The sequence below is a fragment of the Marinicauda salina genome (assembly GCF_003122085.1).
Lineage (GTDB): Bacteria > Pseudomonadota > Alphaproteobacteria > Caulobacterales > Maricaulaceae > Maricicauda_A > Maricicauda_A salina.
Genome location: NZ_QEXV01000001.1, coordinates 294,952 through 316,561 on the forward strand (window position 1 = coordinate 294,952; position 21,610 = coordinate 316,561).

Sequence of the window (21,610 nt, forward strand, 5' to 3'; positions counted from 1 at the left end):
ATCATGGAGATGACCACCAGACCCGCGGTCCCGCAGACCGTCACCCTCCTGACCTCGCAGGTCGCGGGCAGCCGCGTCGGCGGCGGGGTCAGCGCGCATGTCCTGACCATGGGCGGGCTGACGCCGGAATTCGTCCCCACGGTCGTGATCGGCCGGCATCCGGGCCTCGGCGTCCCCGGCGGCGGACCGACGCCCGACGCGGTCTTCGCCGGCGCGCTCGACAGCCTCGGCGCCAACGGCAACCGGGCGCGGGCGGCGGCGATCCTGGCGGGCTATTTCGCGACCCCCGTCCAGGTCGCGGCCGCCGCGGCCTTCATCGACGCGGCGCGCGCCGAGAATCCGGACGTTCTGGTCGTCGTCGACCCGATCTGCGGCGACGGCCCGGCCGACGCCGACGCGGCGCATCTCTATGTCGATCCCGCGATCGCGGCGGCGATCCGCGATGCGCTCGTCCCGCGCGCCAACCTGATCACGCCGAACCTGTTCGAGCTGTCCTGGCTGAGCGGAACGCCGCTCGCCTCGAGCGAAGACGCGATCGACGCCGCCCGGTCGCTGGGCCGGCCCGCCCTGGTCACGTCGGCGCCCGCCGGCGAGGGCCGGATCGGCGTGCTCGCCGTCACCGCCGACGAGGCCTGGCTCGCTGAAACCACGCGCTTCGAGACGGTTCCGCGCGGCACGGGCGACCTGCTCGCCGCGCTGGCGCTGTTCGAGCGGCTCGGCGGCGCGACCCTGAGCGAAACGGCCCAACGCGCTGCGGCGCGTTCGGCGGCTGTGATCCGGCGCACGGCCGAACTCGACGCGTCCGATCTCGTGCTCGACGCCGGCCTGTTCGCCCTCGACGTCGACCCGATCGCCGCCCGACGGCCCGGCGCGAAGGGGCCGGCCTGGGTGATTGGGCTCGACGGCTGTCCCGGGGGCTGGCTCGGCGTGCTGATCGATCTCAACGGGATCGAACCGCCGCGCGCGCGGCTGTTTCCCGACTTCGCATCCGCACTGGAGGCCGAGGAGCGGCCCCATGTCGTCGCCGTCGACATGCCGATCGGCTTCGAGGACGCGCCGAGCGGATCGGGCGGACGGGCCTGCGAGCGCGAGGCCCGCGCCATCCTCGGCCCGCGGCGATCCTCGGTGTTCGCCTCGCCGCTTCGACCCGCGCTCGAGGCGGAGAGCTATGACGCGGCGCTGGCGGCCAACCGCGCCGCGGGCGGGCCGGGCCTGTCGAGGCAGACCTGGAATATCATGGCGCGCATGCGCGAGATCGACCGCGCGATGACACCGATGCGCGAGGGCTGCGTCCACGAAGTTCATCCCGAGGTCACGTTCGCCACGCTGGCGGGCGCGCCGATGATCCACGCCAAGAAGACCGCCGAGGGCCGCGCCGAGCGCCTGGCGGTCCTCATCGATCACGGCCTGCCGCGCGATCTGCTCGATCCCCATCCCTTCAAGCGCCGCGAGGCCGCGCCCGACGACCTGCTCGACGCGGCGGCCTGCGCGGTCTCGGCGCGGCGGATCGCGGAGGGCGGGGCGCTGTGCCTGCCGGCCGATCCGCCGCGCGACGCCCGCGGGCTCAGGATGGCGATCTTCGCGTGAGGCGTTGATTCCGGACGCCCGCCCGGCTAACGCCTCGCCCCATGAGCATCGAGATCCACGGAACGGTCGCGCCCGGCTTCGAGGCCGTCCGCGACGCCTTCGCCAAAAACTTCGAGACCCGCGACGAGTTGGGCGCCGGATTCGCGCTCGTGCACGACGGCGAGGCTCTGGTCGACATCCGCGCCGGCTGGGCGGACCGCAAGAAGACGCAGGCCTGGACCGAGCGGACGATCGTCCCGGTCTTCTCCACCGGCAAGGCGATCACCGCGCTGGTCGTCGCCTGGCTCGTCGACCAGAACCGGCTCGATTACGACGCACCCGTGGCCGACGTCTGGCCGGAGTTCGGCGCCGAGGGCAAGGACCGGGTCACGCTCGCCGAGGCGCTGTCCCACCAGGCCGGCGTACCGGGGATCGCTGACGAGATGGATCCCGGCGACTGGTTCGAGCGCGAGACCATGGAGGCCCGACTCGCCGCGCAGAAGCCGCTGTGGGAGCCGGGGAGGGGCTCGGGCTATCACCCGATCACGTTCGGCGTCATCGCCGACGCCGTGGTGCGCCGCGCCGACGAAAAAGGCCGGACCGTGGGCGACATCCTCAAGGACGTGATCGCCGGGCCGCGCAGCCTCGACTTCATGATCGGCGTGCCGGAGGACCAGCACGACCGCGCCGCCGAGCACGTCCTGCCGCCGAAACCGCCCTTCCTCGGCGACATGAACGACGCCAAGACGCTGGCCTTCCTCAAGCCCTGGTCATCGCCGGGACGGCGCGGGACGGCGACCTGGCGCTCGGCCGAGCTGCCCGCCGCCAACGGCCACGGAACCGCCCGCGCGCTCGCCGACCTAATGAGCGCCTTCGCCTGCAGCGGACGCCTGCAGGGCGAGGCCTTCCTGTCCGAGGCCGTCGTGAAGGACGCGCTGCGCGAGCGCGTGTCGGGGCCGGACCGGGTGCTGCCCTTCGATCTCGCCTTCGGCGCGGGCGTGATGATCAACCGCGACAGCGGCGCGCTCGGCCCGGAGCCGAAAACGGTCGGCCATTACGGCTTCGGCGGCTCGTGCGCCTTCGCCGATCCGGCGCGCGGGGTCTCGGGGGCCTATGTCATGAACCGGCAGATGGACGTGCTCGTCGGCGACGCGCGCGCCGTCGCGCTCATCGAGGCCGCCTACGCCGGACTGTGAGTCAAAAGAAAACGGGCGCGCCGGCGGCGCGCCCGTTCCCGTTCCGTTATCCGGCCCGGCCTAGTCGGCGAGACGGAGATTGACCGCCTTCGGGCCCTTGCCGCGCGCGTCGGGCTCGGTCTCGAAGGTGACCCGCTGGCCGTCGGCAAGGCTGTCCAGGCCGGCGTCCTTGAGCGCGGTCACGTGGACGAAGACGTCCTTGCCGCCCTCGTCCGGCGTGATGAAGCCAAAGCCCTTGGAGGCGTTGAAAAACTTGACAGTTCCAGTCGTCATGAGAGGGATCTTTCCCAAAACCGCGCCGCGTCCGGCGCATGCGTTTAGTCGCGCTCGGCGTCCCTGAAGCGGCGAACGGACATGTTGTTCGGGGAAAGTCGGTGCGAACGCGTCATCGCGTGTCGGTAGTCCAGTATTCCGCCGGGCCTCTCTGCAGGCCGCCCGTAAATGCGATGATATGCTGAAAGCCGGGCGCCTCACAAGCAAAACCCGCCACAGGAGGCCGCAACCCCATGGTCCGCCGATCCCGTTTCCGCCGCACCGAGCGCGCCCGCGAGGCGCGCCGCCGGGCGCGTCAGGGCTTCGAGCCGGTCGGCGCGATCAAGTGGGCGGGCCTCGGCGCGGCGCTCCTGATCTTTCTCGGCGTGGCCGCCGGGATGCGCGGCGAGGCCTTCGCGGTGCGCATCGCCGCCGCCCTCGGCCGCTTCGGATTCCTCGCCGAGCCGGCGGTGTTCGGCGTGTCCTGGCTCGAGATCGCCGGCGTCGGCGCCGCCGTCGTCATGCTCGTCGCGGTGCTCGTCCGCCTGCGCTGAGGGCTCAGGCGTTCAGCCGCCAGACCGACCAGGCGAGCGCGACGGCGAAGCCGAGCCAGGCGAGCAGCGGGACCAGCAGGACGCCCGCCGCCGTCGATGCCCGGAAGGCCGCCCAGGTCGCGACGACGCAGAGCAGCGTCGCGACGATCGTCGTCCAGAAGCCGGCGGCGACGCTCTGCAGGCCGAAATAGAGTCCCGTCCAGCTCACGCTGACCAGGTACTGAAGCAGGATGAGCGCCCGCGCAGGCCCCTTGCGCGCCGGGTCGTCGCTGCGGTCGACGAACCAGAGCGCGGCGGCCATCAGTCCGAACAGCCCGACCCAGACCGAACCGATCACGACGCCGCCCGGCGCCCAGCCCGGCTGGGCGAGCCCGCGCGACCAGGCGATCGCGCCGCCGGAGAAGATCCAGCCGTTCAGCGCGACCGCAATGCCGGTGAAGATCAGGATGTAGATCAGCAGGCGCGCCGCTCCGGCGCGCGGTCTGCGGAAGATGTTGGTGGCCACTCAATGCTCCGTGCCGGCGGGTGAAGGCAAGCTTGCGCGCGAATGTGTCGGACATTGGGCGGCGCTGGACGCCGCCGCGTCGCGGGCGTATGGCCGACCGACCGAGCATGTCGACCTGGAGAGATTTCGTGACCGACGCGCCTGTCATCGAAACCGAGCGCCTGCGCCTCCGCGCGCCCGAGGAACGCGATTTCGAGGGCATGACCGCGCTGATGAGCGACCCCGTCGCCGCCGAGCATATCGGCGGCGTCCAGACCCCGCCTCAGATCTGGCGTTCGCTGTGCATGCTGATCGGCCACTGGGCGGTGCGCGGCTACGGCTTCTTCGCCGTCGAGGAGCGAGCCACCGGCGCCTGGGTCGGCCGGGTCGGCCCGTGGTTCCCCCATGGCTGGCCGCAGCCGGAGGTCGGCTGGTCGATCCTGCGCGAGCACTGGGGCAAGGGCTACGCGACCGAGGCCGCGGCGGCCTCGATGGACTTCGCCTTCGACTCGCTGGGCTGGGACGAGGCGATCCATCTCATCGCCGCGGAGAATGCGGGCTCGCAAGGCGTGGCGCGCAAGCTGGGCTCGCGCGACACCGGCCGCGACGCCGAGGTCGCCGGCTTCGACATGATCGTCGACGTGTGGGGCCAGACCGCCGCCGAGTGGAAGGAAAACCGGCGCCGCCTCGGGCTGTGACCCCGCGACGATCGCGCCGGTCGCGCGATCCGCGCCGCGGTTCTAGAGTGAGGCCGAATCGCCGAGGAGGCCCCGTCATGGCCGTGCGCCGCATGCTCGCCCTGCTCACCGGAACCGAGGCGGACGCGCCGCTCTTGCGCGACGCCTTCGCCGTCGCGTCCCGTCACGGTGCCCGGCTGGACGCGCTCTTCGTCAGGCGCAGCGCGCGCTCGGGCGCGGACTTCCTCGGCGACGCGTTTTCCGTCTACGGCATGGAGTCGCTGCTCGAGGATCTCGAGACCGCCGGAAGCCAGGCCGCGATGGCGGCCAAGTCAGCGTTCGAGACCGCCGCCGGCGCGGCGAAAGAGAAAGCCGTGGGCGGCTTCACCGATTTCATCGGTCTGCCGGCCGACGCGCTCTCGGCGCACGGACGGCTCTGCGACGTCGTGGTCATGGCCAAGCCCGGCGCCGAGGGCGACCGCGCCCGCGAGGACGCCGCCCGCGCCGCGCTGCTGGAGACCGGCCGGCCGGTCCTGCTGCTGCCCGACGCCGGCGCCGAGCCGGCCTCGGGGCGCTTCGCCCGTGTGACGGCGGCCTGGGACGGCTCGCAGGAAGCCGCCCGCGCGCTCATCGGCGCGCTCGACTTCCTCGCCGACGCCGAAGACGTCGACGTGGTCACGGTCACCGACGAGGGCGCGGCCTCCGAGCTCGGCGGCGCGGCGGAGCGTTACCTCGATCTCCACGGCGTCAAGGCGGACCTGCGCGAGGAGGACCGCGAAGGCCGACCGATGGGCGTCGCGCTCGCCGAGATCGCGAACGAGTCGAAGGCCGACCTGCTCGTCATGGGCGGGTTCGGAACGAGCGCCTGGCGCGAGCAGGTCGGCGGCGGGGCGACCCGGCGCGCGATGCGCCACGCGGCCTGCGCCCTGCTCGTCACCCACTGATCCGGCCTAGAACCAGCCCGCCTCGCGGAGCGCGGGATAATAGGTGCGGCTCACCGGCGCCTCGGCGCCGTCGGCGAGCACGAGTGTTCCCCGGCCGTCGCCCTTCCTCGCATCGACGACGGCGTCCCGGGCCACCCACCAGGAGCGGTGCGTGCGCGCGCCGTCGAGCGCCTCGACGGCGGCGATCGCGTCCCTGAGCCGCATGAGGATGAGCGCGTCGCCCGCCTCGGTGCGCACGCGCAGGTAATGATCCTCGGACTCGAGCGCGAGGAGGCGCGCCCGGCGCAGGCGCGGCGGCAGCCGGTCGAGCAGGGCGCGCGACGGGCGCGACTCCGCCGTGATGTCGCGGCGCTCCCGCAGGCGGTCGGCGGCCCAGCTCACCAGCGTGACGAAACCCGAGATGACCAGCACGAAGAAGAACAGGATCGGCGCCTCGCCCCAGCGGATCCGGCCGGCGAGGAGGCCGTTGACCACGGTGACGATGAGCGTGATCGGGATCGAGACGACGACCGCCGTGACGGCGTAGGGCGTCCAGGCCGGCCACCCCGCTGCAACACGCCCCAGCACGGCCCCGGACCCGAAACCGAAGGCGCCGCCGACGGCGATCAGCCCGACCCAGTAGATCCAGACCCACGGCCAACCGAGCCCCTCGGAGCCGAACGGGGCGAGGATGGCCAGGAAGGTGCCGAGCCCCACCGCGAGAGCGGCGATCTCGAGACAGCTCTTCAACAGCGGATGCGTCGGCACGCGGCCCTCCGTTCGCGAAGCGCGAATCGCAGGGTTACCTCCGCTCGCGAAGCCGTCCAGCCCGCTCGCGCAATCGCGCTTTCCCGCCGTCGTCGCGCCCGGCAATCCCGGCTGCATCGTCGATCACGACGCACGCAGAAGGGATGCCCCATGAAACGCCTGTTGAAGACCGTCGCCGGTCTGGCGCTGGGCGCAGCCGTGCTTTGCGCCTTCGCGCCCGCCGAGACCCGCCTAGTCGGCGCGGCCGTCGCCGCCGCGATCGGACCCGATACGGCCGTCGTCATGTCGATCGAGGGAGGCCGGTCATGAATATCGAGGCCTTCCTCGCCGCGCCCTGGCACATCCAGCTCCACGCGCTGTCGGCGCTCGCCGCGCTCGGCGTCGGCGCGGTCCAGTTCGGCGCGCCCAAGGGCACGATCCCCCACCGCACGCTCGGCTATGTCTGGGTCGGCCTGATGGTCGCGACCGCCGTCACCGCGATCTTCATCCGCCAGCTCAATGACGGGGCCTTCAGCTGGATCCACATCTTCGTGCCGCTCACCCTGTTCGGCGTCGTCGAGTTGTCCATCCGGGCGCGCCGCGGGCTGACGGGCCGGCACCGGAATTCGGCGCTCGGCATGTTCCTGGGCGCGCTCCTCGTTCCCGGCGCGCTGTCCTTCCTTCCCGGCCGTCTGATGTGGGAGACGCTCTTCGGCGGGTAAGCATGGCCGAGATCGCCCATGGACCAGCGCGCAGGACACGCTAGAGTCGTCCGGCATCACGGGCGACGGGGGCTTTCTCAGCGATGATTTCAGCTCTGATAGCGACGCTGGCGCTGCAGGCCGCGCCCGAGCCGCCCGGCGATCTGGTCGTCGAACTCTGCAACCGGGCGCCGTTCACCGCGGCGGTCAGCCTGACCTATCCGACTCGCGCCGGCGAGCGTCAGCGAGGCTGGCTCGCGGTCGAGCCCGACTCCTGCCTCCGCGGCGGCGTCGGAGAGACGGTTGGAAGCGCGGCTCTGGTCCATGCGCGATCCGGCTCGTGGGTCTGGCCCGCACGGGCGCGCCGGGAAGACGCCGAGACGCGATGCGTGTCCGAAGGCGCGCACAATGGCCCGGCCGCCTCGCCTCCATGCACGGCGGACGCACAGGAGGCCGTCCATGACCGCGTGACGATGACGCGCGACGGCGAGGGCGCCTACCGACTGTCCTATACGATTTCCTGCGAGGCGCTCGGTCAGGAGGCGGCGCTCTGCGATCGGGCGCCGCGCGCCGCGGACGGTTCCGCCGAAATCCTGCAACGCGTCGAAATTTGCCGCAGCGGCGAGGCCGACATCTTCGTCGGGACCGGCGGACCCGTCTCGAACCCGCCCGGGTTCGAAGTCGAGCGCTGGACGCGGGCGCCGGGCGGTGCATGCACGGTGATCGCGCGCACATTCTCGGCCGCGGAGGTTCGCCTCGTCACGCCCATGGCCACGGGAGACGTCGGAGAAATGCTGGATTCGTGCATCGTGACGGACGAAGGCGGAAACCCCTCGCTCGCGCCCATGCCCGAGCAGGGCTGCGCGCGCGGCTCCCGCGCAGGCGTGCGCACGGCCACCTTCGGTCCGAGCACGGCGCGCTTCCGGATGACGCTGCCTTGAAGCGTTCGAAGACGCGCAGTCTGCGAGCGAATCCCGTCTTTCGGCGCGCTTGAACCCGTCTCCCGGGCGTGGTGATTTGCGGAGCGCATGCGTCGACTCGCGCCGACGCCCGCCGCCAGCCGCAACCCCTCGCCCGGAGAGGCCGATGGTCGTCTACCGCAATGTCGCGATGGTCATGGGCAGCAGCGCGCTGTTCCAGACGGCCGCCGGCGTGCTCGGCGTGGCCATGCCGCTGGCGATGGCCGCGGCCGAATGGACCGGCGCGGCCATCGGCGGCGTGTTCGCCGCCTACGCCGCGGGTTTCATGATCGGGGCGTGGTTCGCGCCGTCCGTGATCCGGTCCGTCGGCCATATCCGCGCCTACGCGGCGTTTTCCGGCGCGGCCGCAGCCCTCACCCTGCTGCTGGCGCTGAGCTTCGGCTTCTGGTGGTGGCTGCTCGCGCGGATCGGCTTCGGCGTCTGCGCTGCCGCCCTGTTCGCCGTCGCCGAGAGCTGGATCGCCGACGCCACGCCGGCCGAGCGGCGCGGCGCGGTCATCTCGGCCTATCAGGTGCTCGGCCGGGCGGGCCTCATTCTCGGCCCGTTCCTCATCACGCTGCCGGCGCTGGACCTGATCGAGAGCTTCGTCGTCGCGGGCGCCTTTCTCGCCGTTACGCTGATCCCGATCACCGCGACGCGGCGGGCCCAGCCTGCGCTGCCCGAGACCGAGCGCGTCTCGCCGTTGCGGCTGTTCGCGATCGCGCCGTCGGCGGCGACGGCCTCCTTCGCCGCCGGCGCCATCAACACGGGAACGATCGCCTTCCTGCCGATCTGGGCGCAGGGCCTCCACTCCAGCATCAATATCGGCGGGGCGGCGACGGTCCTGGCGGCGGTCTACGGCGTCTCCATGCTCGTCCAGTGGCCGGTCGGGAGACTGTCCGATCATGTCGACCGGCGATACGTCATCGCCGGCGCGGCCACCCTGTCCGGCGTGTTCGCGCTGGCGCTCGCGGTTTTCGCCGCCCCCAGCCTCGCCGTCGGCGCGGCGCTGGCCGGGCTGTGGGGCGCGGCGAGCCTGTCCTACTACGCCGTCGCCGTCGCCCATGCGACGGATCGCTCCCGCGTCGAGGAGCTGCCGGCGATCGCGTCGGGCATGCTCGTCGTCTGGGCGGCCGGCGCGGTCGTCGGACCGATCCTGGCCGGTCTCGCCTTCGGCGGACCGCTGGCCGGTCGCGGACTCTTCCTGCTGGTTGCGGCGGGCGGCTTCTTCGTCGCCGCGGCGATGCTGTGGCGCGCCCGGAAGCACGAGGCCACGTCGGAGGAGGAGCGCCATCCCTTCGTCAACCTGCTCGCCACCTCCGCCGAGCTGGCCGAGATCGAGGAACCCGAGCTGCAGGCCGAAGCCGCCGCAGAGAGCCGCTGAGACATGCTGATCCTCGTCATCCTCGTCCCGGCGGTCGCGATGGCGACCCTCGCCGTCGTCCTGCGGCGCCGGCTCGCCGGACTGAGTCTGATGACTTGGCTGGGCTGGCTTCTCGTCGGCGCCGGGCTCCCCGTCCTCGCCGGACAGCTGCTGAGCCTGTCGTTCTCGGGCGCGGTCGAGGCCGAGATCGCCCGTTGCGAAACCGCCGGCGGCGCCGATTGCGGCGACCCCGCCGTGCTGCTGATCTTTCCGCTGGTCGGCGGGCTGTCCGGCGCGCTGGGCTGGATCGCCGGCGCCATCACCGCGCGGCTCGGCGGCGGCCGCAATGAGCAATAATCCGTGAGGCCGGCCGCGTTGCGCGCGCCTCGACCGGTGTTATAACCCGCCGCGGCCTTCCGCCGTCCGGCCCGCCCGATCCCTCATTTTCGTTCCTGCGAGAGCTGAGCCGTCATGAACATTCACGAATATCAAGCCAAAGCCGTCCTGCGGGAGTTCGAAGCGCCCGTCGCCGCGGGCGTCGCCGTCGAGCGCGCCGAGGACGCGCTCAAGGCCGCCAAGTCGCTGCCCGGTCCGCTCTGGGTGGTGAAGGCCCAGATCCACGCCGGCGGCCGCGGCAAGGGCGAGTTCAAGGAAGCCGAGGCCGGCGAGAAGGGCGGCGTCCGGCTGGCCAAGAGCGCCGAGGACGCCGCCGAGCAGGCCGAGGCGATGCTGGGCCACACGCTGGTGACCGCCCAGACCGGGCCCGAGGGCAAGCAGGTCAACCGCGTCTATATCGAGGACGGCGCGGACATCTCGCGCGAGCTTTATCTCTCGCTGCTGATCGACCGCTCCGTGGGCCGCGTGGCCTTCGTCGCCTCGACCGAGGGCGGCATGGACATCGAGGCCGTCGCCGAAGAGACGCCCGACAAGATCCACACCCTGCCGATCGATCCGCTCACCGGCGTGACCGACGACGACGCCGAACGGCTCGCCGACGCGCTTGAGCTGAAAGAGCCGGCTCGCACCGACATGATCCGGCTGGCGCGCATCCTCTACGAGGCCTTCACCGCCAAGGACATGAGCCTCTTGGAAATCAACCCGCTCATCGTCATGGACGACGGCCATCTGCGCGTCCTCGATTCCAAGGTCAGCTTCGACGGCAACGCGCTGTTCCGCCATCCCGACATCCAGGCGCTGCGCGACAAGTCCGAGGAGGACGAAAAGGAGATCGAGGCCTCCGAGCACGATCTCGCCTATATCGCGCTCGACGGGAATATCGGCTGCATGGTCAACGGCGCCGGTCTGGCCATGGCGACGATGGACATCATCAAGCTGTATGGCGGCGAGCCGGCGAACTTCCTCGATGTCGGCGGCGGCGCGTCGAAGGAGAAGGTCACCGCGGCGTTCAAGATCATCACCGCCGATCCGAGCGTGCAGGGGATCCTGGTCAACATCTTCGGCGGCATCATGCGCTGCGACGTCATCGCCGAGGGCGTCGTCGCCGCGGTCAAGGAGGTCGGCCTCCGCGTGCCGCTGGTCGTCCGCCTGGAGGGCACGAACGTCGACAAGGGCAAGAAGATCCTGAACGAGAGCGGGCTCGACATCACCTCGGCCGACGATCTCGACGACGCCGCCAAGAAAATCACCGCCGCCGTGAAGAAGGGCTGATCAGACCGATGTCCATCCTCGTCGACAAAGACACCAAAGTCCTCGTCCAGGGCCTGACCGGCAAGACCGGCACCTTCCACACCGAGCAGGCGCTCGCCTATTACGGCACGCAGATGGTCGGCGGCGTCCATCCCAAGAAGGGCGGCGAAACCTGGACGGGCGGCATCGAGAGCTACGCCGAGCTGCCGATCTTCGCCTCCGTCGCCGAAGGCAAGGAAAAGACCGGCGCGACGGCCTCGGTCGTCTACGTGCCGCCCGCCGGTGCGGCGGCGGCCATCATCGAGGCGATCGACGCCGGCATCGAGCTGATCGTGGCGATCACCGAGGGCATCCCCGTCCTCGACATGGTCGAGGTCAAGCGCAAGCTCGAGGGCTCGAATTCGCGCCTGCTCGGCCCGAACTGCCCCGGCGTGCTCACCCCCGAAGAGTGCAAGATCGGCATCATGCCGGGCCAGATCTTCAAGAAGGGCTCGGTCGGCGTCGTTTCGCGCTCGGGCACGCTGACCTATGAAGCCGTGTTCCAGACCACCAACGCCGGGCTCGGCCAGTCGACCGCCGTCGGCATCGGCGGCGATCCGGTCAAGGGCACCGAGTTCATCGACGTGCTGGAGATGTTCCTCGCCGACGACGAGACCGAGTCGATCATCATGATCGGCGAGATCGGCGGCACCGCTGAGGAGGACGCCGCGCAATTCCTCGCCGACGAGGCGAAGAAGGGCCGCAAGAAGCCCGCCGTCGGCTTCATCGCCGGACGCACCGCCCCGCCGGGCCGCACGATGGGCCACGCCGGCGCCATCGTCGCCGGCGGCAAGGGCGGCGCCGACGACAAGATCGAGGCGATGAAGGCCGCCGGGATCACGGTCGCCGACAGCCCGGCGCGCATGGGCTCGACCCTGGTGGACGTGCTGAAGGGCTGAGGCGGCGGCGAGTTTCGAACGATCGTTCGGGAAATCCGCGGTTTTCGTTGCGCTTCGGCCTTCTCATCGCCCTCCAACAGGCATAGATGTTGTGGGAACCGACCGCGCGTCCGAGACGGCGCGCGGCCGCAACGCATCCCGCCCGGGCTGACATGGCTGACCAACGCTCCCCGCAGAACCAGGCCTTCCTGGAGACGTCCTTCCTCTATGGCGGCAACGCCGCCTATCTCGAGCAGATGGCCGCGCGCTACGCCGCGGACCCGGCGTCGGTTCCGGCGTCCTGGCGCGCCTTCTTCGAGGAGGTCGGCGACGAAGGCGCCGACTCCCGGCACGCCGCCGGCGGTCCGGCCTGGAAGCGCGCCGACTGGCCGCGCCGCGCCAACGGCGAGACGGTCGCCGCGCTCGGCGATATCGAGACCGAAACCGCCGCCCTGCCCGACGCCGTCGCCGAGCGCCTCGGCCCCGAGGCGACCGCCGAAGAGGTCCAGCGCGCGGTCCGGGAGTCGATCTCGGCGATCATGCTCATCCGCGCCTATCGCATGCGCGGGCATCTCGCCGCCGATCTCGACCCGCTCAAGCTGTCGAACTTCGGCGCGCAGCCGGAGCTCGATCCGGAGAATTACGGATTCAGCGGCGCCGATCTCGATCGCGAGATCTATATCTGCGGCTATCTCGGCCTCGAGACCGCAACGGTCCGCCAGATCCTCGAAATCCTCAAGCGCACCTATTGCGGCACCTTCGCCGTCGAGTTCATGCACATCTCCAATCCCGAGGAGAAGGCGTGGCTCCAGGAGCGCATCGAGGGGCCGGACAAGGAGATCGCGTTCTCGAAGAACGGCCGGATCGCGATCCTCAAGAAGATCATCGAGGCCGAGACCTTCGAGCGCTTCCTGCACAAGCGCTATCCCGGCACCAAGCGCTTCGGCATCGACGGCGGCGAGTCGATGGTTCCCGCCCTCGAGCAGATCATCAAGCGCGGCGGCGCGCTGGGCGTCAGCGACATCATCATCGGCATGCCCCACCGCGGCCGGCTCAACGTGCTCGGCGCGGTGATGGCCAAGCCCTACCGGGTCATCTTCCACGAGTTCCAGGGCGGCGCGACCCTCGGCGCCGACGAGTATTCGTCCGGCGACGTGAAGTACCACCTGGGCTCGTCGTCCGACCGGACTTTCGACGACAACGAGGTCCATCTGTCGCTGACGGCCAACCCCTCGCACCTCGAGGCGGTCGACCCGGTGGTGCTGGGCAAGGCGCGCGCCAAGCAGGCGAAATACCGCCGCGAGCAGGGCGAGAACGCCAACACCGCCTCCCAGGTCCTGCCGCTGCTGCTGCACGGCGACGCCGCCTTCGCCGGTCAGGGCGTGGTCGCCGAGTGCTTCGGCCTGTCCGGCCTGAAGGGGCACCGCACGGGCGGCGCGATCCATTTCATCGTCAACAACCAGATCGGCTTCACCACCGACCCGAAGGATTCGCGGTCCTCGCCCTATCCCTCGGACGTCGCGCTCATGGTCCAGGCGCCGATCTTCCACGTGAACGGCGACGACCCCGAGGCGGTGACCTTCGCGGCCAAGGTCGCGACGGAGTACCGGCAGAAGTTCGGCAAGGACGTCGTCATCGACATGTTCTGCTATCGCCGCTTCGGCCACAACGAAGGCGACGATCCCTCCTTCACCCAGCCGATCATGTACAAGGCGATCTCGGATCATCCCACGACCCGGGACCTGTACGCCGAACGCCTGGTCGAGGACGGGGTCGTCGGCCAGGACGAGGTCGATTCCTGGGTGAAGGAGTTCGAGGACTTCCTCGACGCCGAATTCGACGCCGGCAAGGGCTACGAGACCCAGAACGCCGACTGGCTCGACGGCGTGTGGTCGGGCCTCGGCCTGCCCGCCGAGGACGATCGCCGCGGCCAGACGGCCGTCGAAACCGACCAGCTCAAGGCGGTCGGAGAGGCGATGACCGCCACGCCGGACGGGCTCAACGTGCACAAGACGCTCAAGCGCGTGCTCGACAATCGCCGCAAGGCGGTGGAGTCCGGCGAGAACATCGACTGGGCGACGGCCGAACATCTCGCCTTCGGCACGCTTCTGACCGAGGGCTTCCCGGTGCGCCTGTCAGGCCAGGATTCCGCCCGGGGCACCTTCTCCCAGCGCCACTCCCACGTCATCGACCAGCAGACCGAGGAGCGCTACACGCCGCTCAACAATCTCGCCGAGGGCCAGGCCCGATACGAGGTCATCGACTCGATGCTGTCGGAGGAGGCCGTGCTCGGCTTCGAGTACGGCTACTCGCTGTCGGCGCCCAACACGCTGGTGATGTGGGAAGCCCAGTTCGGCGACTTCACAAACGGCGCGCAGGTCATCATCGACCAATTCATCTCCTCGGCCGAGCGCAAGTGGCTCAGGATGTCGGGCCTCGTGATGCTCTTGCCGCACGGCTATGAGGGCCAGGGCCCGGAGCACTCCTCGGCGCGGCTCGAGCGCTATCTCCAGCAGTGCGCCGAGGACAACATGCAGGTGGCGAACTGCTCGACCCCGGCGAACTACTTCCACATCCTGCGCCGGCAGATTCACCGCAATTTCCGCAAGCCGCTCGTGATCATGACGCCGAAATCGCTGCTGCGTCACAAGCGCTGCGTTTCGCCGCTGTTCGAGTTCGGGCCGGGCTCGTCCTTCCATCGCGTGCTCTGGGACGACGCCGACGCCAAGGTGCGTCAGGATCGCGACGACGTCGCGACCGGGCGCACGGAGACCGAACTCGTCGCCGACGAGAAGATCCGCCGCGTCGTGCTGTGCTCGGGCAAGGTCTATTACGACCTGCTCGAAGCGCGCGAGGAGAAGGGCATGAACGACGTCTATCTCCTGCGCGTCGAGCAGTTCTATCCCTTCCCGGCGAAATCGGTGATCGACGAACTCAAGCGCTTCACCGACGCCGACATGGTCTGGTGCCAGGAAGAGCCGCGCAACATGGGCGGGTGGAGCTTCGTCGAACCCTATCTCGAGTTCTGCCTGGCCAAGGCCGAGACGCGCATGCCGCGCGTGATCTACGCCGGCCGGCCGGCCTCGGCCTCGACGGCCACCGGAACCCTGTCCAAGCACCAGGCCCAGCAGCAAGCCCTCATCGACGACGCGCTCGGCGGCTAGACCGCGCCGCCCCGCCCCCTCCCGAACGAAGGACGAGCCCGCCCCATGACCGACATCACCGTCCCCCAGCTTGGCGAATCCGTGTCCGAGGCCACCGTCGGGACCTGGCAGGTCTCCGAAGGCGACCAGGTGAGCAAGGACGACATCCTGGTCGAGCTCGAGACCGACAAGGTCTCCGTCGAGGTGCGCGCCGAGGAAGACGGCGTGGTGAGTTCGATCACCGCCCAGGAAGGCGACACCGTCGAGATCGGCGCCAAGCTCGGCGAACTCGACGCCGGCGCCGAGGGCGGCGCGAAGGCGTCCAACGAGAAGAAGGCGGACTCCGGGGAGAAGAAGGGCGACGACGGGGACGCGGCCGAGGCCGAGAAGGCCGAGAGCGCCGAAGCGCCCACCGAATCCGCGGGCGGCGGCGAAGGCGACGTCATCGAGGCGAAAGTCCCGGTGATGGGCGAAAGCGTCTCGGAGGGCACGGTCGGCTCGTGGCTCGTCCAGCCCGGCGATTCCGTCGAGCGCGACCAGGCGCTGATGGAGATCGAGACCGACAAGGTCGCCGTCGAGGTCCCCTCGCCGGTCGCCGGCGTACTCGAGGAGCAGCTCGTTTCCGAGGGCGACAGCGTCGAACCCGACCAGGTCGTGGCGAAGATCCGCGAAGGCGCGGCGGGCGGCGAAAAGCCCGCGGCGAAGGAGACCGAGGCCTCGAAAGAGGCGGAGAAGCCCGACGCCGGCGACGGCGAAAAGAAGGCGATGCCGAGCGCGAAGCGCATCGCCGAGGAGAAGGGCGTCGATCTCGAGACGGTCGAGGGCACCGGCAAGGGCGGCCGCGTGACCAAGGGCGACGCGCTGGCCGCGATCGAGGCCGGCGGCCGTCCGCCCGCGCAGCCCGCCGAGTCCAGGGCGCCGCGCGAGACCGGTCCGCGCGAGGAGCGGGTGAAGATGACCCGCCTGCGCCAGACCATCGCCAAGCGTCTGAAGGAAGCCCAGAACACCGCGGCGATGCTGACGACCTACAACGAGGCGGACATGAGCGAGATCATGGCGCTTCGAAAGGCCGTCCAGGAGGACTTCGTCGCCAAGCACGGCGTCAAGCTCGGCTTCATGAGCTTCTTCGTGAAGGCGTGCGTCAACGCGCTCAAGGAGATTCCCTCGGTCAACGCCGAGATCGACGGGACCGACATCGTCTACAAGAACTATTACGACATGGGCGTCGCGGTCGGCACCGATCGCGGCCTGGTCGTGCCGGTCGTGCGCGATTGCGACGAGAAGTCTCTCGCCCAGATCGAGAAGGACATCATGGATGTCGGCAAGCGGGCCCGCGACGGCGAGCTCACGCTGGACGAGATGCAGGGCGCGACCTTCACGCTGTCCAACGGCGGGGTCTACGGCTCGCTGATGAGCTCGCCGATCCTGAACGCGCCGCAATCGGGCATTCTCGGCATGCACAAGATCCAGGAGCGCCCCGTCGCCATCGGCGGCGAGGTGAAGATCCGCCCGATGATGTATCTCGCGCTGAGCTACGATCACCGCATCGTCGACGGCAAGGAGGCGGTGACCTTCCTCGTGCGCGTCAAGGAAAGCCTGGAGAAGCCGGAACGGCTGATGCTGGAGATCTAGGCGTCTCGACCCGACGGCGAAGAAAAAGCCCCGCCCGGGTCCCGGGCGGGGCTTCTTTTTGTTCCGACGGGGTTCGGAAAGCTAGCCGTCGAGCCCCTTGCGCGCGCGGCGACCCAGGCGCGCCGCCTCGAAAAGCGCGCCGACCGCGGCGACCTCGACGGTGAAAAGCGCCATCTGGGCCGCGCTCAGCTGCGGCAGCACGCCGGCCGCCTGGAGTCCCATGCCGATCGCGACGCCGGCGGCGGCCATCACGGCGCCGCCTCGGGCGACTCCGGTGAGCACGGCGCGGCCGAGCGCGGCGTCGATCGTCGTGGTGCGGGCGCGGTTCATCATCGTCTCCTTGTTCGAACCTTGATGCTGCACTGCGAAATGGGGCGGGCGCCGGCGTTCGGCAAGACCGGCGCGCGGATTTTCATCCCTGAATTTCATGTGGTTATGGAACCCGCCGGCGGCACGCCTCCCGGTCCGCGCCGACGGCGAGCGCCCGGCCGGTCGGCGTGCTAGACTGTGCGCGGCTTGGGGAGGATCGGACATGAGCGATGCACACGGCGCCGTCCGCGTACGGGTTCCCGTCTGGTTCTGGATCGTGGCGGGGCTCGCCGTGCTCTGGAACTTCATGGGCGTGTTCGACTACGTCATGACGCAGACGCGCAACGACGCCTATCTGACGAGTTTCACCGACGAGCAGCTGGCCTATTTCACGAGCTTCCCGGCCTGGTATGTCGCGATCTGGGCGAGCGCGGTGTTCGCCGCCTTCATCTCGAGCGTGCTGCTGCTGCTCAGGATGAAGATCGCAGCGGCCGGATTCGCGGTGTCGACCGCGCTGTTTCTGGTCTCGTCGGTCTATGCCTTCGGCTTCACGCCGGCGATGGAGATGATGGGCGCGGGCGGGCTCGCCTTCAGCGCCGTCATTTTCGCCAGCCTGGCGGCGCTGTGGTGGTTCTCGCGCTGGTGCGCGGAACGCGGGATCCTGAAATAGCTAGCGCGTGTTCCTGAGACGCATGAGGCCGGCGACGATCCCGCCGAGGATCGCGCCGGCGAAGGCCGCCTCGCCGCCGAGATAGATGAGCGCCTGCACGCCCAGGCGCTCGGTGACGCCCACCGCGCCGAGCGCCAACACGAGCACCAGCGCGCCGGCGAACCCGATCGCCGCGCCGATGGCCGCGCCGATCACGACGCCCGCGGCCAGAGATCGGCGAGGCGGGGCCTTGGTCGGATCTTCGGCCATCATCGACTCCGCGATTGCCGCCGAGCGAACGCCCGCGATCGGCCGCCGGTTCCGCCTTGCGCGTGCGCATGGCGGCCCTGTCGGAGCGCGCATTGACGCGGCCGCGCGCGGGAGTAATTTGCCCGCGACCCCGGCCGGGCGGACGTCCGGCCGCCCCTCGCAGGAACGGATATCGACATGGCTGACCAGTACGACATCGTGGTGATCGGCGGCGGCCCCGGCGGCTATAACTGCGCCATTCGCGCCGGACAGCTGGGTCTCAAGGTCGCGTGCGTGGAGAAGCGCGAGACGCTGGGCGGCACCTGCCTCAATGTCGGCTGCATCCCGTCGAAGGCGCTGCTGCACGCCTCCGAGCTCTACGAGCAGGCGGAGAAGGACCTCGCCGGCTACGGGGTCAAGGTCGGCGACCTGTCGCTCGATCTCGACCAGATGATGAAGCAGAAGGACGAGGCGGTCGACGGGCTGACCAAGGGCGTCGCCTTCCTGCTGAAGAAGAACAAGGTCGACCATGTCTCCGGGACCGGGACGATCAAGGCCAAGGGCGAGGTCGCCGTCACCGACGCCGACGGGAAGGAGACCGTCCTCAAGACGAAGAACATCGTCATCGCCACCGGTTCGGAGGTCACCCCGCTGCCGGGCGTCGAGATCGACGAGGAGCGCATCGTCTCCTCGACGGGCGCGATCGCGCTCAAGGAAGTCCCGAAGAAGCTCGTCCTCGTCGGCGCCGGCGTGATCGGCCTCGAGCTCGGCTCGGTCTGGCGCCGGCTCGGCTCGGAAGTGACGGTGGTCGAATTCCTCGATCGCGCCATGCCGACCATGGACGGCGAGGTCTCGAAGACCGCCCGCAAGCTGTTCGAAAAGCAAGGCATGACCTTCCAGTTCAAGCGCAAGGTCACCGGCGTGGAGAAGAAGAAATCCGGGCTCAAGGTGACGACCGAGGCCGCCGACGGCGGCGACGAGGAGACCCTCGACGCCGACGTCGTGCTCGTGTGCATCGGCCGGCGGCCCTACACCGAGGGTCTGGGGCTGGAGAATGTCGGGATCGAGCCCGACAAGCGCGGCGTGATCGCCAATGACGGCTTCCGCACCAATGTCGACGGGATCTGGGTGGTCGGCGACTGCACCAGCGGCGCCATGCTCGCCCACAAGGCCGAGGACGAGGGCGCGGCCTGCGCCGAGCGCATCGCGGGCAAGGCCGGCCATGTGAATTACGACGCCATCCCCTCGGTGGTTTACACCGATCCCGAGATCGCCGCGGTGGGCGCCACGGAGGAAGAGCTCAAGGAGGCCGGCCGGGACTACAAGGTCGGCAAGTTCCCCTTCATGGCCAATTCGCGCGGCCGGACGAACCGCCAGACCGACGGCTTCGTGAAGATCCTCGCCGACGCGAAGACCGACGAGGTGCTGGGCGGCCACATCATCGGCCCGCATGCGGGCGAGCTGATCGCCGAGCTGGCGCTGGCGATCGAGTTCCGCGCCGCCTCGGAGGACATCGCGCGGACCTCCCACGCCCACCCGACGCTGAGCGAAGCGATTCGACAGGCGGCCATGGGCGTGGAAGGCTGGACGATGCAGATGTGAGCCGCGACGGGCTCCGTCACAAAACTTTGGAGCGACAGGCCGGGCGAATGCGCTGATAGGGCTCCCGATGTCGACTCCGGAGAGCATCATGCCCGACGTCCGCGAAGCCATCCGGGTTGAGCCCGGCGAGGTGCGCACCGCGCGCCTGAGGCTGGTCGCGCTCGATTCCGAGCTTCTGCGTTTGCAGCAGGCCGATCGCGCCGCCTTCTTCGAGCGGCTGGGCGCCCAGCCCGAACCGGCCTGGCCGCCGGAGTTCGACGACGACGCCAAGATGCGCGACGCGCTCTCCCGTATCGAGGCCGCTCCCGGCGAAACCGGCTGGGGCGCCTGGGTCTTCCTCATGGCCTGGTCGCCGGAGACCCGCGACCGCATCGTCGGGGTCGGCGGCTTCCACGGCCCGCCGGACGCCGAGGGAACGGTCGAGGTCGCGTGCTCCATGCTGCCGAGTTTTCGCGAGCAGGGCCTGGCCACCGAGGCCGTCGACGGCCTGCTGGCCCGGGCCTTCCGCGATCCCTCCGTCAAGCGCGTGCGCGCCGAGACGCCCGACTATCTGCTCGCCTCGCGGCGCGTGCTGGAGAAGGCGGGCTTCGCCGAGATCGGCTCCGCGGCGGCCGGCGAGGGCGAAGCGATCCGCTACGAACGCGTCCGGCCGGCGGACTGAGGCCCGTCGCCGCCGTCGAGCAGGGCGCGCATCTGGTCGATATAGGCGATCCAGGCCTTGCGCCCCTGCGGCGTCAGGCGCGCGCGGGTCTGCGGCTTGCGCCCGACGAAGCGCTTCTCGACGGCGACATAGCCGGCCTCCTCGAGCTTCCTCAGATGGACCGAGAGATTGCCGTCCGTGGCGCCGGTGCGGTCCTTGAGCTCGGCGAAGGTCGCGTCGTCGACCGCGGAGAGATAGGCCATCACGCCGAGCCGAAGCTTGCCGTGGATGACCTCGTCGAGGCGGGCGGCGTCGAAATCGGCCATCGGCTCACACCACCGTGCGCGGCTCGCGCGTCATCAGCACGAGGCCGGGCGCGACGGTCGATCCGAAGATGGCCGCCGCCGTGACCAGGTAGACCCAGTGCGTGGCGGCGAGGGCGGCGGCGGCGGCGACGCCGGCGAGCGCGACCCCGGCCGGGATGAACAGAACCGGTCGCCGGACGATCCGCGCCATCGTCATCCAGGACACCGAATAGCCCAGAAGCGCGGCGGGCAGGATCGTGTTGTAGAAGACCGGCGACAGCTGGCCGGTGAGCACGCCGGCCGTCACGCCGAGGAAATAGGCGAAGATGGCCAGCCCGGCGCTCGGCCAGACCGCACCCTCCACGCGATTGCCGACGGAGCCCGCGCCGGGCTTGCCGCGCAGGCTGAGCCCGAGGAAAGCGCTGCCGATCGAGCCGATGACGATGAAGCCCAGCCAGAGCGGCCACAGCGCCTCCACGCCCAGCGGCGCGCGGCCGGAAACGATCGTCCAGTGGGCGAGCAGGACGAGGGTGGCCAGCCCGCCCCACCACAGCGCGAAGCGCCCGCCGAGCAGCGGCGCGGCCTCGCCGGCCTCGGCGAGCTCGCGGAGATAGTCGATGTCGGATTTCAGCTCGTCGCGGGTCATCGTGCGCTCCATGAAGTACTTTATCTATTAAAGTATATAAGCAAGACGGGAAACGCAAGGCGGGATTCGGAGGACTTGCGGGGGCGAGGGGCGGTCGGCCTTCGCGCCGGAGCTTCGCACGAAGCCGGTCCGGCTTCCTTGTCATCAAGTCAACGCCGACCGGAGCGGCAGGCGCTCAACTTTCTCACCGCTCGTTTTCCTGACGAAAGTCAGGATCCAGAGGTCGACGGGCGCGGCGCGTCCTCGCCGGGCCCCAGCTTGCGCTGGGGAAACGCGCCGGGGCAGCGCGGCCGCGCCCGGGATCACGCGCAAGGGCGACGCAGCTTCTCTTTCCCGGACTTGATCCGGGACCCAGGAGAGGTCGGGCGGCGGCGGCGCTCCACGCTCTCCGGGCCCCGATTTTCGTCGGGCAAGAGGAGCGGGCGAATGACGGAAGCAGCGAGGGACGT

The 21,610-nt window shown here is 70.1% G+C and carries 24 protein-coding genes; 17 read left to right on the top strand and 7 right to left on the bottom strand.

Going from position 1 to position 21,610, the window contains the following annotated elements; all coding sequences use genetic code 11:
• The first annotated feature begins 9 nt into the window (after nucleotides 1–9).
• Together DDZ18_RS01270 and DDZ18_RS01275 are read left to right on the top strand one after the other, a co-directional pair.
• Entirely contained in the window at nucleotides 10–1,587 is a 1,578-nt protein-coding gene (locus DDZ18_RS01270; RefSeq protein WP_158272027.1) for a PfkB family carbohydrate kinase, read from the top strand.
• A 41-nt stretch (nucleotides 1,588–1,628) separates the two neighbouring features.
• Entirely contained in the window at nucleotides 1,629–2,762 is a 1,134-nt protein-coding gene (locus DDZ18_RS01275) for a serine hydrolase domain-containing protein (RefSeq protein ID WP_109251542.1), read from the top strand.
• A 60-nt stretch (nucleotides 2,763–2,822) separates the two neighbouring features.
• Here DDZ18_RS01275 and DDZ18_RS01280 read toward each other — a convergent pair whose 3' ends face one another.
• Entirely contained in the window at nucleotides 2,823–3,035 is a 213-nt protein-coding gene (locus DDZ18_RS01280) for a cold-shock protein (RefSeq protein WP_109251543.1), read from the bottom strand.
• A 233-nt stretch (nucleotides 3,036–3,268) separates the two neighbouring features.
• Here DDZ18_RS01280 and DDZ18_RS01285 point away from each other — a divergent pair, with 233 nt between their 5' ends.
• Nucleotides 3,269–3,568 (top strand): hypothetical protein, encoded by a 300-nt coding sequence (locus DDZ18_RS01285; RefSeq protein ID WP_109251544.1) that lies wholly within the window; start codon nucleotides 3,269–3,271, stop codon nucleotides 3,566–3,568.
• A gap of 4 nt (nucleotides 3,569–3,572) precedes the next feature.
• Here the strand turns inward: DDZ18_RS01285 and DDZ18_RS01290 are convergent, their stop codons facing one another.
• Nucleotides 3,573–4,073 (bottom strand): TspO/MBR family protein, encoded by a 501-nt coding sequence (locus DDZ18_RS01290; RefSeq protein WP_109251545.1) that lies wholly within the window; start codon nucleotides 4,071–4,073, stop codon nucleotides 3,573–3,575.
• A 128-nt stretch (nucleotides 4,074–4,201) separates the two neighbouring features.
• On the opposite strand from DDZ18_RS01290, the gene DDZ18_RS01295 reads away from it, so the two are divergent.
• Both DDZ18_RS01295 and DDZ18_RS01300 read left to right on the top strand, forming a co-directional pair.
• Nucleotides 4,202–4,750, top strand: a complete 549-nt coding sequence (locus tag DDZ18_RS01295) for a GNAT family N-acetyltransferase (protein WP_233245666.1) — start codon at nucleotides 4,202–4,204, stop codon at nucleotides 4,748–4,750.
• Between the two features lie 77 nt (nucleotides 4,751–4,827).
• Complete coding sequence (locus tag DDZ18_RS01300; RefSeq protein ID WP_109251546.1) at nucleotides 4,828–5,673, top strand: universal stress protein; 846 nt, start codon at nucleotides 4,828–4,830, stop codon at nucleotides 5,671–5,673.
• A gap of 6 nt (nucleotides 5,674–5,679) precedes the next feature.
• Here the strand turns inward: DDZ18_RS01300 and DDZ18_RS01305 are convergent, their stop codons facing one another.
• Nucleotides 5,680–6,420 (bottom strand): LytTR family DNA-binding domain-containing protein, encoded by a 741-nt coding sequence (locus tag DDZ18_RS01305; RefSeq protein ID WP_233245667.1) that lies wholly within the window; start codon nucleotides 6,418–6,420, stop codon nucleotides 5,680–5,682.
• 150 nt (nucleotides 6,421–6,570) lie between these two features.
• On the opposite strand from DDZ18_RS01305, the gene DDZ18_RS13850 reads away from it, so the two are divergent.
• From DDZ18_RS13850 to odhB, 9 genes are all read left to right on the top strand, one after another.
• Entirely contained in the window at nucleotides 6,571–6,729 is a 159-nt protein-coding gene (locus tag DDZ18_RS13850; protein ID WP_158272028.1) for a hypothetical protein, read from the top strand.
• Nucleotides 6,726–7,121: a DUF2306 domain-containing protein gene (locus tag DDZ18_RS01310; RefSeq protein ID WP_158272029.1), complete on the top strand. Its 396-nt coding sequence runs from the start codon at nucleotides 6,726–6,728 to the stop codon at nucleotides 7,119–7,121. Before DDZ18_RS13850 ends, DDZ18_RS01310 begins: the two co-directional genes overlap by 4 nt.
• A gap of 83 nt (nucleotides 7,122–7,204) precedes the next feature.
• Nucleotides 7,205–8,041, top strand: a complete 837-nt coding sequence (locus DDZ18_RS01315; RefSeq protein WP_109251549.1) for a DUF1036 domain-containing protein — start codon at nucleotides 7,205–7,207, stop codon at nucleotides 8,039–8,041.
• 145 nt (nucleotides 8,042–8,186) lie between these two features.
• Nucleotides 8,187–9,443, top strand: coding sequence for an MFS transporter (locus DDZ18_RS01320; protein ID WP_109251550.1), 1,257 nt, complete (start codon nucleotides 8,187–8,189; stop codon nucleotides 9,441–9,443).
• A 3-nt stretch (nucleotides 9,444–9,446) separates the two neighbouring features.
• A complete protein-coding gene (locus tag DDZ18_RS01325) occupies nucleotides 9,447–9,779 on the top strand; it encodes a hypothetical protein (protein WP_109251551.1) in 333 nt (110 codons plus the stop codon).
• 114 nt (nucleotides 9,780–9,893) lie between these two features.
• On the top strand, nucleotides 9,894–11,090 hold the full coding sequence (sucC, locus tag DDZ18_RS01330; protein WP_109251552.1) for an ADP-forming succinate--CoA ligase subunit beta: 1,197 nt from the start codon (nucleotides 9,894–9,896) through the stop codon (nucleotides 11,088–11,090).
• A gap of 8 nt (nucleotides 11,091–11,098) precedes the next feature.
• Nucleotides 11,099–12,007, top strand: a complete 909-nt coding sequence (gene sucD, locus DDZ18_RS01335; protein WP_109251553.1) for a succinate--CoA ligase subunit alpha — start codon at nucleotides 11,099–11,101, stop codon at nucleotides 12,005–12,007.
• A gap of 152 nt (nucleotides 12,008–12,159) precedes the next feature.
• Entirely contained in the window at nucleotides 12,160–15,150 is a 2,991-nt protein-coding gene (locus tag DDZ18_RS01340) for a 2-oxoglutarate dehydrogenase E1 component (protein ID WP_109251554.1), read from the top strand.
• 45 nt (nucleotides 15,151–15,195) lie between these two features.
• Complete coding sequence (gene odhB, locus DDZ18_RS01345) at nucleotides 15,196–16,761, top strand: 2-oxoglutarate dehydrogenase complex dihydrolipoyllysine-residue succinyltransferase (RefSeq protein ID WP_109251555.1); 1,566 nt, start codon at nucleotides 15,196–15,198, stop codon at nucleotides 16,759–16,761.
• Between the two features lie 81 nt (nucleotides 16,762–16,842).
• Here the strand turns inward: odhB and DDZ18_RS01350 are convergent, their stop codons facing one another.
• A complete protein-coding gene (locus tag DDZ18_RS01350; RefSeq protein WP_146190582.1) occupies nucleotides 16,843–17,091 on the bottom strand; it encodes a hypothetical protein in 249 nt (82 codons plus the stop codon).
• A 202-nt stretch (nucleotides 17,092–17,293) separates the two neighbouring features.
• Here DDZ18_RS01350 and DDZ18_RS01355 point away from each other — a divergent pair, with 202 nt between their 5' ends.
• Nucleotides 17,294–17,740, top strand: coding sequence for a hypothetical protein (locus DDZ18_RS01355; RefSeq protein WP_109251557.1), 447 nt, complete (start codon nucleotides 17,294–17,296; stop codon nucleotides 17,738–17,740).
• Here the strand turns inward: DDZ18_RS01355 and DDZ18_RS01360 are convergent, their stop codons facing one another.
• Nucleotides 17,741–17,989, bottom strand: a complete 249-nt coding sequence (locus tag DDZ18_RS01360; protein ID WP_109251558.1) for a hypothetical protein — start codon at nucleotides 17,987–17,989, stop codon at nucleotides 17,741–17,743.
• Between the two features lie 177 nt (nucleotides 17,990–18,166).
• On the opposite strand from DDZ18_RS01360, the gene lpdA reads away from it, so the two are divergent.
• The gene (gene lpdA, locus DDZ18_RS01365) at nucleotides 18,167–19,570 is read left to right on the top strand and encodes a dihydrolipoyl dehydrogenase (protein ID WP_109251559.1); all 1,404 of its coding nucleotides are present in this window, start codon (nucleotides 18,167–18,169) and stop codon (nucleotides 19,568–19,570) included.
• A gap of 88 nt (nucleotides 19,571–19,658) precedes the next feature.
• Nucleotides 19,659–20,231 carry a GNAT family N-acetyltransferase gene (locus DDZ18_RS01370; protein WP_109251560.1) on the top strand — a complete coding sequence of 191 codons (573 nt, stop codon included), beginning with the start codon at nucleotides 19,659–19,661 and terminating at the stop codon, nucleotides 20,229–20,231.
• Here the strand turns inward: DDZ18_RS01370 and DDZ18_RS01375 are convergent.
• Complete coding sequence (locus DDZ18_RS01375; RefSeq protein WP_109251561.1) at nucleotides 20,204–20,536, bottom strand: winged helix-turn-helix domain-containing protein; 333 nt, start codon at nucleotides 20,534–20,536, stop codon at nucleotides 20,204–20,206. The two genes, DDZ18_RS01370 and DDZ18_RS01375, sit on opposite strands and share 28 nt — an antisense overlap.
• A gap of 4 nt (nucleotides 20,537–20,540) precedes the next feature.
• The gene (locus DDZ18_RS01380; RefSeq protein ID WP_109251562.1) at nucleotides 20,541–21,161 is read right to left on the bottom strand and encodes a hypothetical protein; all 621 of its coding nucleotides are present in this window, start codon (nucleotides 21,159–21,161) and stop codon (nucleotides 20,541–20,543) included.
• Nucleotides 21,162–21,610: the final 449 nt, after the last annotated feature.